We start from the raw sequence: 16,591 nt of genomic DNA on the forward strand, positions 1-16,591 counted from the left end.
CGGCCGCTTGAGGCGCCGCCCGGCAGCGCCCGCTCGACACCCCAACACGGCGGCCGACGGAGAGCATGAGCCACGCCAACTAGGCTGGCAGGCGTGGCTGAGGTGCGGAGGGTTTCCGGTGCGGGACGGTTGGCGCGGGCTGGGTTCGCGGATTCGGCGCGGGCCGGTGGGATGCTCGATCAGCTGGACGCGCTCGACGCGCTGAGCGGGCCGGACGAGCACAGTCCGATGGCCAGTGATCAGCTGATCGCATCGCTGGGGGAGTCGGCCGATCCGGATCTCGCTCTGACCGGTCTGCTCGGTATCGCCGAATCGCTGCACGCCAACGGCTTCGACCTCGCCGCGTTCGCGCGGTGTCTCGACATGGACCCCGACTTCCGGCGCCGGCTGATCTTCGTACTCGGCGCGAGTGAGGCGCTCGGACGGCATCTGAGCGTGCATCCACGGCACTGGTACGACCTGGCCGACCCAGCCCTGGCGGCGTCCCGCCCGACGCCGGACGATGTCGCCGCGTGCCTCGCGACCGCGGTCGATGCCGCCAACCCTGTCGATGCGCTGCGGGTGGAGTACAGGCGGCTCTTGCTCCGGCTGGCGTCGCGGGATCTCGCCGAAGGACTGCTCGTCGACGAGACGGCGGCCGTACTGGCCGATCTCGCCGGCGGTGCCCTGGAGACGGCGTTGCAGATCGCGCGCAACGACTATTTCACCGCGCACCCGAAGGCAGCCGACTGCCGGCTCGCGATTGTTGCCATGGGCAAATGTGGCGGGCGCGAACTGAATTACGTGAGCGACGTCGACGTACTGTTCGTCGCCGAGCCGCTCGAGGGTGAACCCGAGGCCCCGGCCCTCAAGACCGCGACCGCGTTGGCGTCCGCAACGATGCGGATCTGCTCAGCGCACACCGCCGAGGGCACGCTGTGGCCGGTCGACGCCGCGCTCCGCCCGGAGGGTAAGGCCGGACCGCTGGTGCGCACGCTCGATAGCCACCTCGCGTACTACCAGCGCTGGGCCAAGACGTGGGAGTTCCAGGCGTTGCTGAAGGCGCGTCCGGTCGCCGGTGATGCCGAGCTCGGGCAGGAGTACGCCGCGAAGACGCGCGAACTCGTCTGGTCGGCCGCCGACCGCGAAGGCTTCGTGGGTGACGTCCAGGCGATGCGGCGGCGCGTGGTCGACCACATCCCGGCGGCCGACGCGGATCGCCAGTTGAAGCTCGGTCCTGGTGGATTGCGGGACGTGGAGTTCGCAGTGCAGTTGCTGCAGTTGGTGCATGGGCGCAGTGATGAGTCGGTACGGAGCGGTACGACGCTGGTGGCGCTGGAGCAATTGACCAGCTCTGGGTATGTGGGACGGACCGACGGCGCAGTACTGGCCGATGCCTATAGGTTCCTGCGGTCGATGGAGCACCGGATCCAGCTGTACCGGCTGCGGCGTACTCATCAGGTCCCCGACGATGACGACGATCTGCGCCGGTTGGGGCGGTCGCTGGGGTTCACCAAGAATCCGATCGACGATCTGACGGCGGCGTGGAAGAAGCACGGGCTCGAAGTACGGCGGTTGCACGAGAAGCTCTTCTACCGACCGCTGTTGGCCGCGGTGGCGCGGATCCCTGGCGGTGAGGTGCGGCTGACGCCGGAGGCCGCCAAGCAGCGTCTGACCGCGCTCGGGTACGCCGATCCGGCGTCGGCGTTGCGACACATCGAGGCGTTGTCGGAGGGGGTTTCGCGGCGGTCGTCGATCCAGCGGGCGTTGCTGCCGGCGATGCTCGGGTGGTTCGCCGAGTCGCCTGATCCCGATGCCGGGTTGCTGGCTTTCCGGACGATCTCCGATGCGCTCGGGTCGACGCCCTGGTACTTGCGCCAGTTGCGGGACGAGGGCGCGTCCGCCGAGCGGCTGGCGCACTTGCTCGCGAGTGGGCGGTACGCCGTCGATCTGTTGCAGCGGGCACCCGAAGCGACGGCGATGCTCGCGGATGAGCGGGAGTTGATGCCGCGTTCCGCCGAGTCGCTGCTGACGGAGATGTCGGCGGCCGGGCGGCGGCAGGATGAACCCGTGGCCGCGGTCGCGGCGATTCGTGGGTCGCGGCGGCGGGAGTTGTTCCGGGTCGCGGCGGCGGATCTGTCCGGGTTGCTCGAGGTCGAGGCGGTCAGCGAGGCGCTGACGACGGTGTCGATGGCGACGCTGACGGCTGCTCTGGAGGTCGCTCGCCGGACGGTGGCGAAGGGCGAGCCCGAGCCGACGCGGATGTCGATCGTCGCGATGGGCCGGTTCGGCGGGCATGAGTTGAGCTACGGCTCCGATGCGGACGTGATGTTCGTGCATGACCCGTTGCCGGGTGCTTCGGAGAAGGCGGCGACGGACTTCGCCACGCAAGCGGCGACCGAGTTGCGGCGCTTGCTGGCGCTGCCCGGTGCCGACCCCGCGGTGGCAATCGACGCCGACCTGCGCCCGGAAGGCCGGCAGGGGCCGTTGGTACGGACGCTTGCTTCTTACGCCTCGTACTACGCGCGCTGGTCGGCGGTGTGGGAGGCGCAGGCGTTGCTGCGTGCGGATCCACTCTGCGGTGATCCTCAACTATGCAAGGCCTTCCGTGACCTCATCGACCCACTGCGCTACCCGGAGGGTGGAATCTCCGAGCGCGACGTGATGGAGATCCGGCGGATCAAGGCGCGGGTGGATGCCGAGCGACTGCCGCGCGGAGCCGACCCGGCAACCCACACGAAGCTGGGTCGCGGCGGACTGGCCGACATCGAGTGGACGGTGCAACTCCTGCAGATGCGGTACGCCCACCAGGTCGAAGGTCTCCGGACAACCCGCACCCTGGGTGCACTCCGAGCAGCCGTTGACGTCGGGCTGGTCCAGCCGCCCGATGCTGACATTCTGGGCCGCGCGTGGGAGATGGCCACCCGGATCCGCAACGCGATCATGCTCGTCCGCGCCCGCCCGAGCGACTCCCTTCCCAGAGACCCCCGCGACCTCGCCGCCGTGGCCCAGATCTGCGGATACAACGCCGGCGAGACCAGCCGCTTCTCCGACGACTACCTCCGCCGAACCCGTCAGGCCCGCAACGTGGTCGACCGCCTCTTCTGGGGCGACTGAAACCCGGGCGCTCACTCTCGTTCCTTCCGCTTGGTTGACAGGCAACCTTTTAGTTGCCTATTTTGGAGTGGTGGAGCTGGTGTTCAAGGCGTTGGCGGACGGGCAGCGGCGAGCGCTGCTGGATGCCTTGCGCGAAAGGAACGGGCAGACCCTGCTGGAGTTGTGCGAGCTGCTGCCCGATCTGACCCGGCAAGGGGTGACCAAACACCTGCGGATCCTCGAGGACGCGGGGCTGGTGGTCACCGTCAAGCGGGGGCGGAACAAGTACCACTACCTGAATCCGGTGCCGATCAACGAGATCGCCGAGCGCTGGATCGGCAACTACGAACGCGACAAGCTGCGCGCCCTCAGCGCGCTGAAGGCAGCACTGGAGGAGAAACCATGAGCAGTCCCGCGATGATCCACGTCACCTACATCGAGACCACGCCGGAGAAACTCTGGCAGGCGCTCACGTCCGGCGCGTTCACCCAGCTCTACTGGTTCGGCCGCCGGATCGAGTCCGACTGGACGGTCGGCTCGCCGGTCCGTTTCTACGACAGCGCCGACGACAGCCTGACCGACTCCGGTGAGGTACTGGTCTACGACGAGCCGAAAACCCTCGCCTACACCTTCAAGAACGAGACCGTCGAAGGCGAGGTCCCCGGTCGGGTCACCTTCACCATCACCCCGGCCGGCGACTCGGTCGTCAAGCTCCAGGTCGTCCACGACCAGATCACCGAGGACTCCGTAGAAGGCTGGCGCAACGGCTGGGGCCCCATCCTCGCCAACCTCAAGACCTACCTGGAAACCGGCCGCACGCTGCGGATCGAATTCTGACCAACCAGGTGGCTCGCCTACGATTGGCGGGTGGAGACGGTGGAGCAGGTGCGGCAGGCGGGGGTGTTCAGTACCGTCCGGCGGAGTGTTCGGATGACGGTGGGGCAGCAGCGGGTCTGGGAGACCAACTGGGGTCAGTTGGGGCGCAAGCTCGAGGAACTGCCGGCTGGGCATGTCGATCTGGCGGACTGGTTCGGGCGGGAAGCGCCTACCGTGCTGGAGATCGGGTCGGGGATGGGCGAGGGGACCTCGCAGCTGGCCCGGCAGGCTCCGGAGGTCAACCACATCGCGGCCGAGGTGTACCCGGCCGGCCTCGGGCAACTGATGTTGTGGGTGGAGAAGTACGAGCTCGACAACGTCCGGCTGCTGCACGGTGACGCGCTCGAGTTTCTGACGGACCACCTGCCGGCTGATTCGCTGGCCGGAGTACGGGTGTTCTTCCCGGATCCGTGGCCGAAGAAGCGGCATCACAAGCGGCGCCTGATCACGCCGCCGTTCGTGCAACTGCTCGCCTCCCGGTTGCAGCCGGGCGGAAGGTTGCATCTGGCAACGGACTGGCAGGACTACGCCGACGACATGCTCGCGATCTGCTCGGCGGAGCCGCAGCTCGTCAACGAGTACGACGGCTGGGCGCCGCGACCCGACTGGCGGCCGATCACCAAGTTCGAGTCACGCGCGCATGCTGAAGGCCGGAGCTGTCACGACCTGATGTTCACGAAGTCCGCGACGTGAAGTTCCAGTGACCTGACGGAACGGTGAAAACGCAGTACCCGTCGACGGCGACCGGCTCACCCGCATAAGGCGCCGGTACCACCGCCACGTCACCCACCGCCTCAGCCGGCACGTGCACCTCGGCCGTAGCACCAACAGGAACCTGTACTTCGAGTTGGAACACCCTCCCAACCCGCTTCCAACTCACGGCCACCCGCCCCCGCACGGTATCGGTCCGCAACGAGGCCGAATCAACCTGCGCCCGCCCGTCAGGCCGAACCAGAATCCGCTCCCACCCACCACCCAGATTCCGCAGCCCAGCCACGTTCTCCAGCAACCACTGCACCACCGTGCCCTGGAAGTAGTGATTGCGCGACCGGGTGTCCGTCTCCCACATCTCCCACATCGTGTCGGCGCCGTTGTCGATCCAGTACCCCCAACTGGGATACGACCGCTGCAAGGCAACCTTCGCCGCCACGTCGGCATGACCAAAAGCGGTGAGCACAGGCAGCAGTACGCCGACCCCGAGACACCCCGTGTTGAGATGGAACCCCCGCGCCTCGATGTCCGCCACCAGATTCGCCACCACCGAGGGAACCAGCTCATCGGGCACCATCCCGAAAGCCAGCGGGGCCGCATTGGACGTCTGCCGATAATCCGGATCCTCTGAGCTCCGGTAGACCCCATCCGAGCGGTCGAGAAATGCCCTGTTCAGTCCATCGGCCAACTCGCCGGCGGCCTTGCGCAACCGATCGACCTCGGCCGACTTGCCCAGCAACTCAGCGATCTCGGCGACGGCAAGGACAGCGCGATACAAGTACGCAGTACCGGTTAGCCGCCGGTCCTCGGGGGGCGGGCCGTCCTGGTAGCCGGGCGGGAGCCAGTCGCCGAGGACGCTCAGCGACAGCCCGTCGGACACTCGATCGAGTTCGTAGTCGACGTAGCGGAGTACGGCGTCCCAGTGGTCGGCCAGCAAGCGCTCGTCGCCGTACCAGCGGTGCATCTCGCGCAGGATGAACGGATAGACCGTCGACCATTCGGTGGCGGGGGAGAGTTCGGTGTAGCCCCAGTCACCCGTCGGCACGATGACCGGCAGCCGGCTAGTCGAATCCTGGCTCTCGCGCAGATCGCCGAGCCACTTGGTGAAGAAGCGCGCCATCCCGAGCGTGCCGGCCATCGTCGGCGCACCGACCTGGGCGTCGCCGGTCCAGCCGTTCTTCTCCATCTTCGGGGTGTCGGTCGGGATGCCGTGCAGGTTGTTCAGCACGGTCCGCCGCATCGCCTGCTCGAGTTGCTCGTAGAGCGGCTGGCTCGCACTGAAGCGACTGACCGACGGTACGTCTGAGTGCACCACCCGCATCGTCACCGAGTCGCGAGTCGGCGAGCCCGGGAAGCCTTCGAGCTGCACGTACCGGAAACCCTTGTACGAGAAGCGCGGCTCCCACTCCTCGACTCCGTTGCCCGAGGCAATGTATTCGTCCCGCTGGAAGCGGTCCTTCTTCACGTGCTGGTTCTCCGCGAAAACGGTGCCATCGGCAAGCAACCACTCGCCGTGCGTGAGGCTGATCGTTGTACCGGCCGGCGCGGTCACCCGCAGCTTGGTCCACCCGGCGGTCGTCCGCCCGAAGTCCGCGATCCATACCCCCGGCTTCGGCTGCGCAAACGAGACCGGCGCGACGTCCTCGATCACCCGGATCGGCTCATGCTCCTGAGCCCGTACCTGACCACGCGGCCCTGGTACTACGAGAGCCGCGGTCCATCCCGAGTCGTCGAAACCGGCCGCGTCCCACCCCGCCGGGTGCAGCCGCGCGTCATAGGTCTCGCCGGAGAACAACGAGTCCGACCGAGTCGGCCCGTCCGTCACCCGCCAGGCGTCATCCGTGACGATTTCGGTCACATGGCCGTCGGGGTGCTCGATCACCAACCGCGCGAGCAGTCGCGGCTCAGCGGTCCACGGCGTCTGGTGCCAGCGCCAGACGTTCGGCGTGGACATCCCGAAGAAGCCGCGCCCGAGCTCACCACCGAGCACGTTGTCGCCGGACCGCAGCAGCTCAGTCACGTCGTACGCGACCGACAGCACGGTGTCCTCATAGTCGGTGAACCCAGGATCGAGCACCGAGTCGCCGACGCGCTGCCCATTGATCCGCAGCTCCTGATAAGCCAGCCCGCTGGCATAAAGCCGCGCCCGCTCGACAGCCCCATCCAGCGCAAACGCCCGCCGCAGCAAAGGCGCCGGCACATCCTCATCCCGTACTTCGGAATCCCGCGCGCCGATCCACTGCGCCCCACCGAACCCCTCGTCGAGCAGCCCCGTCTCGAACCAGCTCGCCGTACTCCAGCGCCCCACCCGCTCCAGCCCGTCCCACAACCGGACGGCCCAGTGATAACGAGTCCGCGGCGCCAACGCCGGCCCGTCGTACTGAACGCCGAAGCTCTTTGCGGAGACAACCTGCCCGGAGTCCCACACGTCGGCGGTCTCCGGCGTAAGCAGCTCAGGTGTCGAGGCGACCAGCACCTGGTAGGCCGATTGCGTCGCGCCATACCCCGGCGCGGTCGCGATCCACCCCAACCGGGGCCGCCTGACGTCAGTACCGAGCGGGCGGTCGGCGTACTCGGTGGTGAGCTTGTCCGCGGTCAACGGTCCACCAGGGGTCCAGCTCATCAGGCAAGCTCCTCACACGGCCGGGTTGGTCCCGGAGGACCGTATGCACCCCTCCGACACCTGAGCAACCACCATGTCCTGATCTGGACAGTTCACGACCGAGGCGTGAGAGCCAAGGCCCAGAGCCGGTCGGGGACGAAGCGGGAGATACGCATCAGGAGTGACATCTGCCACGGGAAGACGATCCGGGTGGACTGTCGCTCGATCCCGTCGGCGATCGCTCGCCCGGCCTCTTCCGCGGAGACGATGAAAGGCATCGGGAAGGTGTTGTCCGAGGTCATCTCCGTTTCGACGAAGCCGGGACAGACGGTGAGCACGTCGATCCCGTCGGGGCGGAGGCGGACCCGCAGGGCTTCGAGCAGGTTGATCTGCGCCGCCTTCGTCGCTCCGTACGCCTCCGAGCCGGGCAGCCCGCGATATCCGGCGACCGAGGAGATACCGACGATCATGCCGGCGCGCTGCTTCTTCATCCGCGGGATCAGCTCGCCCAGGCAGTTCGCCATCCCGCCGAGGTTCACCTCGAGATGCTTGTTGAACGAGTCGACGTCGAAGTCGTCGCCCATCTGCTTCCAGTAGCCGGCGCTCAGTACCGCGATGTCGATCCCGCCGAGCTCCGACGCGACGACACCGGCCGCCTGCCGAACCTCGTCGGCGTCGGTGATGTCACACGGCACGGCTGTCATCCACTCGCCGGCGACCTCTTTCAAGGCGTCTGCGCGACGCGCGGACACCGCGACCTGTGCACCCCTGAGGCACAGCTCGCGGGCCAGCGCCGCGCCGATGCCCGAAGAGGCGCCGACGACCCAGATCCTGCGGCCAGTGAGTTTCATGAGTGGTTCTTCCTCGTCGGAGCCATCAGTTCTTCCTCACCAGAGCCAGTTGCGAGACCCCCAGGTACCCGGCGCGGAAACCGGCCTCGGAGTACGCCAGGTAGAACTCCCACATCCGCCGGAAGACGGCGTCGAAGCCCAGGTTCGCGACCTCGCCGGCGCGAGCGGTGAAGCGCTCCCGCCAGAGCCGGAGCGTGTGGGCGTAGGCAGGCCCGAGGTCGCGGCGATGTGCGATCTCGAGCCCGCCGGCCGCGCCCGCGACCTGCTCGATCGCGGTCAACGAGGGAATCAGGCCGCCGGGGAAGATGTACTGATGGATCCAGCCCTGGGCGTGCCTGGTGGCGAGCAAGCGGTCGTGCGGCATCGTGATCGACTGCAGCGCGAACCGTCCGCCGGGTGCCAGTAGCTGGTCGATCGTCGCGAAATACGCCGGCCAGTACTGCGCTCCGACGGCTTCGATCATCTCGACGCTGACCACCGCGTCGAACTGGCCCCGCACGTCGCGGTAGTCGCGGAGCTCGACCTCGGCGCTGACGCCGGCCTCGGCGATTCGCTTGCGGGCCAGGTCTCGTTGCTCGGCGGACAGCGTCACCGAGGTGACGGTCGCGCCGCGTTCGGCGGCCTGGATCGCGAGTTGTCCCCAGCCGGTACCGATCTCGAGGACCCGGCTGCCTTCGCGGACCCCGGCGTAGTCGAGGACGCCGTCGATCTTGCGCCGCTGCGCCGTCTCGAGGTCTTCGTTCGGGGACTCGAACCAAGCCGACGAGTAACTCATCGTCTCGTCCAGGAACGTGGCGAAGAGGTCGTTGGACAGGTCGTAGTGGCGGGCGATGTTGTTCTTGGCGCCTGCCCGGTCGTTGAGCTCGGACGACGGCATCCGCTGCTCGATCAGCTTGCGGAAGCGCTGCAGAGCCGGCGGAACGAGGTTGGTGAGGTGGTTGGCGAAGACCGTCAGCAGCTCGGCCAGGTCGGTACCGTCGGCGGCTCGCCAGTCGCCGGCCATGTAGGCCTCGCCGAAACCGATCTTGAGATCCACGCCGATCCGGTGGAAGAAGGTGTCCGAGACGATCTCCATCACTGGAGCGCCTGCTCCACCTGCACCGAGTCGGCTGCGGTTGGGGAGTAGGACGACGAGCGGGAGGTCGCGGACCGCTCTACGCAGGATCAGCCGGGCCGCGGCGGCTCGGAGTGGGCTGTACGGGGTACGGGCGATGCCTGGCCAGCGCTCGGCGTCGACGAGGGGCAGAGAGCTCATCGGACTCCTTCGGGTGGGATGTGGGGCTCGCGGTGGATCACCGGCAGGCGGCGAAGCCAGAGCACGACACCATGCATTCGGATCAGCGCCCACACCTGATAGGTGACGAAGGGTGTGAGCAGTGCCGCACTCAGCACGGTTCGCCGGGTAGCGGGGCGCGGTCGGCCGGTGAAGGCGGCAGAGAAGACCCGGCGCTCGTGCTGCACCAGGTCGATGGCTACTGAGACTCGCTCGGGGGCCAGGCGCAGCGTGACGTCGTACCGGCCGTCGACTGTGAAGAACGGCGAGACGTAGAACTCCTTGCCGAGCGTGAACCGCCCTGCGTCGTCAGGCCTCGCCAGCTGGGCGTGGCGCTCGCCGTAGGTGTTGTGGATCTCCAGCACTACGCAACGCAGCTCACCGGTGGAGGTGAGGCACCAGAAGACGCTCAGCGGGTCGAAGACGAAGCCGAACGGGCTGCGTGCGTTGGCCAGCATCAGTACGCGGTCGTCTGGGCGGAGTTGGATGCCATGGGCGGCGGTGAAGGTGGCGATGTTGTCGCGTAGGGATGGGCCGAGGCCTAGGTGGTCCTTGGCCGAGAAGCGGCGCCGGGGGAGACGGTCGACATCTACCAGCCACTGGTACGTCCGGTAGCGGAATCGGTGGCGCAGGGGCATCCGTCGCGAGTGGCTCACATGCCCCGACACGATGGCGGGCAACTGCGGGAGACCCGGCCGCTGTTGCGAGACGCCTACAGCCGATCGCTGCTGCGACTGGCTCACCACTTGGCGCCCAAGCGCTCGGCTGCTTCGACTCCGGAGCGGCAGCCGTCTTCGTGGAAGCCCCAGCCGAGGTGTGCCCCGGCAAACGCGAGGCGTGGGCCGCCGGCGGCGCGTAGTACGGGCGCTGCGGCTACTGACTCGGGGGTGAAGATGGGGTGGGCGTAGGTCATCTGAGCGATCACCTTGGTGGGGTCTACCCAGCCCTGCGGGTTCAGAGTGACCAGGTGCTCGTCGGGGCTCTGCAGGTCTTGCAGGCGGTTCATCCAGTAGCTGACCAGTACCTGTGGCTCGGCTGTGTGGCAGTCGCGCATGCGGTAGTTCCAGGAGGAACGGGCGTTGCGTGACTGCGGCAGTACTGCGGTGTCGGTGTGCAGCCAGGTCGGGTTGACCGAGTAGTCGAAGGCACCGAGCAGGGCCTTCTCCGCGGGCGTCGCATCGTCGAGCAGGTGGAGTGCTGTGTCGGCATGCGTGGCGACGACGACCTGGTCGAACTCCTCGGACCTGTCCGTGATCACCTCGACGGCGTCGTCGTGACGCAGTACGGCGCGGACCGGGGTCGAAGTACGGACTGCCTGGAGTCTGTTAATGACGGCGTCGACGTAGGTGCGTGAACCGCCGGTGACCGTGCGCCACTTGGGGGAGCCGGTGACCGTGAGCATGCCGTGGTGGTCGAGGAAGCGGAACAGGTAATGCGCCGGGTAGCGCTCAGCGTCGGCCGAGCCGGACGACCAGACGCAGGCGACCAGCGGGATGGCGAAGTGCCTGATGAAGTACGGCGTGAAGTGATGCGTGCGGAGAAAGTCGCCCCAGGTCAGCCCGTCGTCACCAGTCTCGATGACCGCCTTCGCCTCGCGGTGGAAGCGCGGTACCTCGGTGAGCATCCGCAGGAAGCGCGGATCGGCCGCGCGGCGGGGCTGGCTGAACAGCGCACGGGCACCACGACCACCGGCGTACTCGAGACCGCAGCCGTCGCAGTGCACGCTCATGCTCATCTCGGTCGGCTGGGTCTGGATGCCGAGCTCGGCGAAGAGGCGGAGCAGGCTCGGGTAGGTGCGCTCGTTGTGCACGATGAAGCCGGTGTCGATCCGCAACATGGTGCCGGCGGAATCCTGCACGTCGTGCGTGTGGGCGTGGCCGCCGGGCCGGTCGTCGGCCTCGAAGACGGTCACGTCATGGGTCCTGCTCAGCAGGTGGGCCGCGGTCAGGCCGGAGACTCCCGAGCCCAGGACCGCGGCGGTCGGACGGTCGCCGGTCATATGAAAGCCTTTCCCGCTGCATAAGTTCTGAACAAGTTCAGTGCTCTTTCGGGAGTACTTCGGAGCGGCGGCCGGATCTGATCGGTCGAGGGGTCAATCGCTTGAAATGTCTCAGATCGTGATTTGTCGTCTCACATCGCGAAACCAGAGCCCGTTGATCGACTTTCTCCGGTTTCATGGTGTGCATGCAGGTCACCGCCAACCGGCCAGCCGACGCGCTCACGCGCCGTCGGCACGTCGACCTGCTCCGCGTCGCCTCCGCAACCTGTTGACCTTCGGCGCTCTCTTCAGTGCTCTCTCTGGGCACGCCTGACCGCATCCGGTCGGGCCGGCTTCTTTCCGTCCAGCCCGCTCTGAATTTCCCGCCCGCGGCCGCTCGGCCGCCCGCATCCCGAAGGTTCTCCTGTGAGCATCACGAGCTTCCGTCCTGCCCGTGTCCTGGCCGCTTCGGCCGCCGTCCTGTCCCTGATCGCCGCCGTCGCCGGCTGCTCCCGCGCCGACGAGGGCCAAGCTGCCCCCGCCGCCGCGTCCGACAAGGGCCCGGCGACCGAGCTGCGGCTCGGCTACTTTCCGAACGTCACCCACGCGGCCGCCCTGGTCGGCCTCGGCAAGGGGCTGTTCACCAAGGAGCTGGGCAGCACCAAGCTGGTACCGACCAAGTTCAACGCGGGCCCGGAGGCTGTCGGCGCGCTGCTCGGCGGTTCGCTGGACGCGTCCTTCATCGGTTCCGGCCCGGCCATCAACGCCTACGCGAAGTCGAACGGCGAAGCCGTCCGGCTGATCGCCGGTACGACGTCCGGCGGGGCCCAGCTGGTCGTCAAGCCGACGATCACCAAGCCGGAAGACCTGGTCGGCAAGACCATCGTCACGCCGCAGCTGGGCAACACCCAGGACGTGTCGCTGAAGAAGTGGCTGGCCGAGAAGGACCTGACCACGAAGGTCAAGGTCACCAACCTGGAGAACGCGCAGACGCTGGACGCCTTCAAGAAGGGCGATGTGGACGCCGCCTGGCTGCCGGAGCCCTGGTCGTCGCGGCTGGTCCTCGACGCCGGCGCGAAGGTGCTGCTCGACGAGGCGTCGCTGTGGCCGGACGGCAAGTTCCCGACCACGGTGCTGATCGTCCGTACCCAGTTCCTGCAGGAGCACCCGGAGTCGGTCAAGCAGTTGCTGACCGGTCTGGTCGCGGCGATCGACTTCACCAACTCGGATAAGACCGCGGCCAAGACCGAGGTCAACAAGCAGCTGCTCGACCTGACCGGCAAGGCGCTGAAGCCGGCCGTGATCGACCGGGCCTTCGGCAACATCACCGCCACCGTGGACCCGATCGCGGCCCAGTTCCCGCAGCTCGCGAAGGACCAGGTCACGGCCGGCATCGCCAAGACGGCGCCGAGCGTCTCCGGGTTCGCCGACCTCGGCCCGCTGAACGACGTACTGACCAAGGCAGGCAAGCCCGCTGTCGACGCAGCCGGGCTCGACACCAAGTAGCTCGCCCCGAAGTGCCCACAGGTACGACGGTTCCGCAACGAGGAGGCAGACGATGACTGCGACAGTCGAAGCCAGCGAGACGCGCACCAGCAAGGGAGTACGGCCGGTGCGGTTTCACCAGGTCGGGAAGGCGTTCGGGCAGGGCCGCAAGTCGGTGGTCGCGCTCGACGGCGTCAACCTGGAGGTACAGGCTGGTGAGTTCGTCTGCCTGCTCGGTGCGTCCGGCTGTGGCAAGACGACGCTGCTCAACCTCGTTGCGGGGCTCGACAAGCCGACTACCGGCCGGATCGAGCTGAGCTCGTCGCGGCCCGCCGTTGTGTTCCAGGAGGCTGCGCTGATGCCGTGGCTGACTGCTGCGGGCAATGTCGAGTTGCCGCTGCGGATGGCGGGTGTGTCGAAGTCTGCGCGTCGTGCGAAGGCTGCTGAGCTGCTGGAGCTGGTACGGCTCGGTGGGGTCGGCGACAAGCGGCCGCACGAGCTGTCGGGTGGTATGCGGCAGCGGGTCGCGCTGGCTCGGGCACTGGCCTCTACTACCGACAACACCGGCTCTGATGCGGGCAAGCCTTCGCTGCTGTTGATGGATGAGCCGTTCTCGGCGCTGGACGCGATCACGCGCGACGTACTGCAGGGTGAGCTGCTGCGGATCTGGCGGGCGACCGGTACTGCGATCTTGTTCGTGACGCATGACGTACGCGAGGCGGTGCGGCTCGGGCAGCGCGTCGTACTGCTGTCGTCGCGGCCTGGCCGGGTCGTCAGCGAGTGGGATGTCGACGGGCTGTCGGGTGCGGGCGAGACCGGGGCCGTCGACGAGATCAACGGCGCTCTGCGGAAGGTGATCAGCAGTCATGCCGCAGCCTGACGTCCAGGACCGGTTGGAACCGGGGTCGGTCGAGGCCGGCCTCGACGCGCTCGACACTCCGGTCAACGCGCCGGACGGGAGCCTGCTGCGGCGGACCCTGTCGAAGGTGTGGCCGCCGATCGCGGCGATCGTGCTGTTCGTGGTCATCTGGCAGGTGCTCTGGGCGGCGGCGTTCTGGCCCGAGTTCAAGCTGCCGGCGCCGGTCGACGTCTGGTCGCAGATCTGGCAGCTGGTGACGTCGGGCAAGATCGTCGAGCTGTTCTGGGTGTCGGTGCACCGGGCGGTGATCGGGTTCGCGCTGTCGCTCGTGATCGCGGTGCCGCTCGGGCTGGCGATCGCGAACTTCAGCGTCGTCCGCCGGGGGATCGGGCCGCTGGTGTCGGGGCTGCAGAGTCTGCCGTCGGTCGCGTGGGTACCGGCGGCGATTCTGTGGTTCGGCTTGAACGACCGGGCGATCTACTGGGTCGTGCTGCTCGGGGCGGTGCCGTCGATCGCCAACGGGCTGGTGTCCGGCCTTGACCAGGTACCGCCGATCCTGCCGCGCGTCGGGAAGGCGCTCGGCGCTGGCCGGTGGGGTGGCATCCGCTACATCCTGCTGCCGGCCGCGCTGCCTGGGTTCCTGGGCGGGCTGAAGCAGGGCTGGGCGTTCTCGTGGCGCTCGCTGATGGCAGCCGAGCTGATCGCGACCTCGCCCGATCTAGGCGAGGGACTGGGCCAGTACCTGCACAACGGCATGTCGCTGTCGGACATCTCGATGGTCTTCGCCGGCATCCTGCTGATCTTCATCGTCGGCGTCGGTATCGAGCTGCTCGTCTTCCGCCCGTTGGAGAACTCGGTACTCCGCGCCCGCGGCCTCACCGGCGCCAACTGACCGCATCCCGTAACCGGCTGTCCGGCGCGAACTGGCAGCACCGATCCTCCGGTGCCCGTACTGTTGGAGCGTGGTCCGATTTCTGCCGTTCCTGATCAGCCTGGTGCTGAGCGTCTACGCGCTCTTCTCCTGCATCCAGACACGCGATGAAGACGTTCCGTACCTGCCCAAGCTGGTCTGGATCGTCCTGATCGTCTTCGTGCCGTTCGTCGGCCCGATCGTCTGGCTCCTGATGTCCCGTACCGAAGCGGTCCGCCGCGAACGAGCCGCGGTCCCCAAGGCGAAGAGGCCCACCGAACGACCGGTGGCCCCCGACGACGACCCGGACTTCCTGAGGTCGCTGGACCGGTACCGAGACCCGCGGACCACGATGAAGCCGCCGGAACCGGAACCTCAGGACAAGATCCCTGAGGACGACGACCCAGAACCCGGCAAGCCGTAGCGCCAGATTTGTCGGATGGTGTCTGGCCAGTTCGTAGCAAGGGTGAGAGACCGGCAGCGGGCCGGTCGGTCACCGAGCTGAGGTCAGATCATGGAATCCCTGGCGCGTCGCCTTTGTCAGCAGTTGCTCGAGCCGTTCCACCTCGTCGCGTACATGTCCGACGAGCCGAACGAGACGCTCGAGGCCCTCGGGTACGAGAACTACTGGCCGGGCTACTTCGCGTCGCGGTCCGCACCGCTGGGCAAGGTCCCGGCCGAAGTGGTGGACGCGATCTTCTACAACTTCGCCCCGGGCGAGGTCGCCGCCTGCGTCCCGAGCTGCTGGGAGGTCGCCACCCCGGAGGCCGCTCTCGCTGCGCGTGAAGAGGGCTGCGTGAAAGCGCTCCGGCGCATCCTCGGCGACCAGGCCGACAGCCCGGAACTGGCCCGGGCCGCTGACCTCGCCGTCCGGATCGCGCTGAGCGCGCCGATGGAAGGACGGATCCTGTACGCCGGACTGCGGTCGCTCCCCGTCCCGACTGAGCCGGTCGCGCGGCTCTGGCATGCGGCGACGCTGCTGCGTGAGCACCGCGGCGATGGACACAACATCGCGCTGGTCGCCGAGGGGATCGACGGGCAGGAGGCGCACGTGTTCGCGGCGCTCTGGATGGCGATGAAGCCCAGGGATTACGGGCGGATCAGCCTCAGCGACGAGCGACTGGCTGTGGTGATGGATGGGTTGCGTACTCGCGGCCTGCTCGACGCGGCGGGCGAGTTCACTGCCGCTGGACGTGAGACCAAGGAACGCATCGAGGCGACGACCGATGCGCTCGCGGCACCGGCGTACGCGGACCTGAAGCCGGATGAGGTGGAGCAGTTGGTCGCCGATCTCGAGCCGCTAGTGGCGAGGATCAACGCCGTCGGGTACTAGGCGTCGCAGCGACATAGATGCTCGCGTGGTCCGGCTCGCGACGCCTGCTCCGCTTCGCTCCGCCGACGCCTTCGCCGGAAGACCACCGTGGTCGCGTTGAGCGTGAAGGTGCGGTTGAAGGCGGGGTGTGGACGAAGGCCATGCCAGGCCAGCGCTCGTGTAGTCCGGCTCGCGACGCCTGCTTCGCTTCGCTACGCTGGCTGCATCGCCGGGTGGATGGCGGCGCTGGCGCGGCGTACCTGTGTGGGGCGCGGCGCGGCGTACTCGTGTCGGGTGGGCGTGGGTCGCTCGGGGCGTCAGGCGCATTGTGGGGATGGAGTACGGCGGAAACTTTTCGTCGGGTGGTGCAAGTTTGTTACCGCCGTGGGTGGCTGTGCACGCACAACCCCGTGGGTCTTCGTGGGCCGCGGCGTAGGTGGAGGCCGTTGGTGGACTTTGGTGTGCGTGGACGGGCGGGCGGCCGATGGAGGTGCAGCCGGCGGGCGCACCTCGGCTGTCGGCGTGGGCTGGCTCTGCTCGCCTGAGGGCCTCTCGGGCGTTGGTGGACGCCTTTGCACTGAGGCGCACCTCGGCGCCCATCCGCAGTACAGGGCATCTGACGCGATGCATTTGGCGTAGCGGAGCAGGCGTTGCGAGGC

15 protein-coding genes are annotated in these 16,591 nt (G+C 67.8%); 10 read left to right on the forward strand and 5 right to left on the reverse strand.

Annotation, left to right across the window (positions count from 1 at the left end; translation table 11 throughout):
- Window positions 1–171 precede the first annotated feature (171 nt).
- The 4 genes from OHA70_RS26270 (at window position 172) to trmB (ending at window position 4,644) form a co-directional block, all read left to right on the forward strand.
- The gene (locus OHA70_RS26270) at window positions 172–3,096 is read left to right on the forward strand and encodes a bifunctional [glutamine synthetase] adenylyltransferase/[glutamine synthetase]-adenylyl-L-tyrosine phosphorylase (protein ID WP_442913911.1); all 2,925 of its coding nucleotides are present in this window, start codon (window positions 172–174) and stop codon (window positions 3,094–3,096) included.
- A 70-nt stretch (window positions 3,097–3,166) separates the two neighbouring features.
- Window positions 3,167–3,481 (forward strand): ArsR/SmtB family transcription factor, encoded by a 315-nt coding sequence (locus OHA70_RS26275; protein ID WP_328322171.1) that lies wholly within the window; start codon window positions 3,167–3,169, stop codon window positions 3,479–3,481.
- Window positions 3,478–3,912, forward strand: a complete 435-nt coding sequence (locus OHA70_RS26280) for an SRPBCC family protein (RefSeq protein WP_328322173.1) — start codon at window positions 3,478–3,480, stop codon at window positions 3,910–3,912. The genes OHA70_RS26275 and OHA70_RS26280 overlap by 4 nt, the downstream gene beginning before the upstream one ends.
- 30 nt (window positions 3,913–3,942) lie before the next feature.
- A complete protein-coding gene (trmB, locus tag OHA70_RS26285) occupies window positions 3,943–4,644 on the forward strand; it encodes a tRNA (guanosine(46)-N7)-methyltransferase TrmB (RefSeq protein WP_328322175.1) in 702 nt (233 codons plus the stop codon).
- Here trmB and OHA70_RS26290 read toward each other — a convergent pair.
- From OHA70_RS26290 to OHA70_RS26310, 5 genes are all read right to left on the reverse strand, one after another.
- Window positions 4,625–7,285 (reverse strand): family 78 glycoside hydrolase catalytic domain, encoded by a 2,661-nt coding sequence (locus OHA70_RS26290; RefSeq protein ID WP_328322177.1) that lies wholly within the window; start codon window positions 7,283–7,285, stop codon window positions 4,625–4,627. The two genes, trmB and OHA70_RS26290, sit on opposite strands and share 20 nt — an antisense overlap.
- A gap of 92 nt (window positions 7,286–7,377) precedes the next feature.
- The gene (locus OHA70_RS26295; protein ID WP_328322179.1) at window positions 7,378–8,115 is read right to left on the reverse strand and encodes an SDR family NAD(P)-dependent oxidoreductase; all 738 of its coding nucleotides are present in this window, start codon (window positions 8,113–8,115) and stop codon (window positions 7,378–7,380) included.
- A 25-nt stretch (window positions 8,116–8,140) separates the two neighbouring features.
- The gene (locus OHA70_RS26300) at window positions 8,141–9,370 is read right to left on the reverse strand and encodes a cyclopropane-fatty-acyl-phospholipid synthase family protein (protein ID WP_328322181.1); all 1,230 of its coding nucleotides are present in this window, start codon (window positions 9,368–9,370) and stop codon (window positions 8,141–8,143) included.
- Window positions 9,367–10,026, reverse strand: coding sequence for a DUF1365 domain-containing protein (locus tag OHA70_RS26305; RefSeq protein ID WP_328322183.1), 660 nt, complete (start codon window positions 10,024–10,026; stop codon window positions 9,367–9,369). Before OHA70_RS26305 ends, OHA70_RS26300 begins: the two co-directional genes overlap by 4 nt.
- A 101-nt stretch (window positions 10,027–10,127) precedes the next feature.
- Window positions 10,128–11,387: an NAD(P)/FAD-dependent oxidoreductase gene (locus OHA70_RS26310; RefSeq protein WP_328322185.1), complete on the reverse strand. Its 1,260-nt coding sequence runs from the start codon at window positions 11,385–11,387 to the stop codon at window positions 10,128–10,130.
- 185 nt (window positions 11,388–11,572) lie between these two features.
- On the opposite strand from OHA70_RS26310, the gene OHA70_RS39800 reads away from it, so the two are divergent.
- The 6 genes from OHA70_RS39800 to OHA70_RS26335 all read left to right on the forward strand — a co-directional run bounded on the left by OHA70_RS39800 (window position 11,573) and on the right by OHA70_RS26335 (window position 15,953).
- Window positions 11,573–11,659 (forward strand): putative leader peptide, encoded by an 87-nt coding sequence (locus OHA70_RS39800; RefSeq protein WP_363818422.1) that lies wholly within the window; start codon window positions 11,573–11,575, stop codon window positions 11,657–11,659.
- Window positions 11,660–11,792: 133 nt separating this feature from the next.
- Window positions 11,793–12,872, forward strand: coding sequence for an ABC transporter substrate-binding protein (locus tag OHA70_RS26315; protein WP_328322187.1), 1,080 nt, complete (start codon window positions 11,793–11,795; stop codon window positions 12,870–12,872).
- A gap of 52 nt (window positions 12,873–12,924) precedes the next feature.
- Window positions 12,925–13,731 (forward strand): ABC transporter ATP-binding protein, encoded by an 807-nt coding sequence (locus OHA70_RS26320; protein WP_328322189.1) that lies wholly within the window; start codon window positions 12,925–12,927, stop codon window positions 13,729–13,731.
- Complete coding sequence (locus tag OHA70_RS26325) at window positions 13,718–14,602, forward strand: ABC transporter permease (protein ID WP_328322191.1); 885 nt, start codon at window positions 13,718–13,720, stop codon at window positions 14,600–14,602. Before OHA70_RS26320 ends, OHA70_RS26325 begins: the two co-directional genes overlap by 14 nt.
- Window positions 14,603–14,672: 70 nt before the next feature.
- The gene (locus OHA70_RS26330; RefSeq protein ID WP_328322192.1) at window positions 14,673–15,044 is read left to right on the forward strand and encodes a PLD nuclease N-terminal domain-containing protein; all 372 of its coding nucleotides are present in this window, start codon (window positions 14,673–14,675) and stop codon (window positions 15,042–15,044) included.
- Window positions 15,045–15,134: 90 nt separating this feature from the next.
- Entirely contained in the window at window positions 15,135–15,953 is an 819-nt protein-coding gene (locus OHA70_RS26335; RefSeq protein ID WP_328322193.1) for an SCO6745 family protein, read from the forward strand.
- Window positions 15,954–16,591 lie beyond the last annotated feature (638 nt).

This window comes from Kribbella sp. NBC_00382 (assembly GCF_036067295.1).
GTDB lineage: Bacteria > Actinomycetota > Actinomycetes > Propionibacteriales > Kribbellaceae > Kribbella.

What these genes read in the sequence shown, in the direction of transcription:
- OHA70_RS26335 (WP_328322193.1), top strand. Translation starts at nt 15,135, where the DNA reads ATGGAATCCCTGGCGCGTCGCCTTTGTCAGCAGTTGCTCGAGCCGTTC.
- OHA70_RS26300 (WP_328322181.1), bottom strand. Translation starts at nt 9,370, where the DNA reads ATGAGCTCTCTGCCCCTCGTCGACGCCGAGCGCTGGCCAGGCATCGCC.
- OHA70_RS26325 (WP_328322191.1), top strand. Translation starts at nt 13,718, where the DNA reads ATGCCGCAGCCTGACGTCCAGGACCGGTTGGAACCGGGGTCGGTCGAG.
- OHA70_RS39800 (WP_363818422.1), top strand. Translation starts at nt 11,573, where the DNA reads ATGCAGGTCACCGCCAACCGGCCAGCCGACGCGCTCACGCGCCGTCGG.
- OHA70_RS26295 (WP_328322179.1), bottom strand. Translation starts at nt 8,115, where the DNA reads ATGAAACTCACTGGCCGCAGGATCTGGGTCGTCGGCGCCTCTTCGGGC.
- OHA70_RS26280 (WP_328322173.1), top strand. Translation starts at nt 3,478, where the DNA reads ATGAGCAGTCCCGCGATGATCCACGTCACCTACATCGAGACCACGCCG.
- OHA70_RS26310 (WP_328322185.1), bottom strand. Translation starts at nt 11,387, where the DNA reads ATGACCGGCGACCGTCCGACCGCCGCGGTCCTGGGCTCGGGAGTCTCC.
- OHA70_RS26270 (WP_442913911.1), top strand. Translation starts at nt 172, where the DNA reads ATGCTCGATCAGCTGGACGCGCTCGACGCGCTGAGCGGGCCGGACGAG.
- OHA70_RS26305 (WP_328322183.1), bottom strand. Translation starts at nt 10,026, where the DNA reads ATGCCCCTGCGCCACCGATTCCGCTACCGGACGTACCAGTGGCTGGTA.
- OHA70_RS26320 (WP_328322189.1), top strand. Translation starts at nt 12,925, where the DNA reads ATGACTGCGACAGTCGAAGCCAGCGAGACGCGCACCAGCAAGGGAGTA.
- OHA70_RS26290 (WP_328322177.1), bottom strand. Translation starts at nt 7,285, where the DNA reads ATGAGCTGGACCCCTGGTGGACCGTTGACCGCGGACAAGCTCACCACC.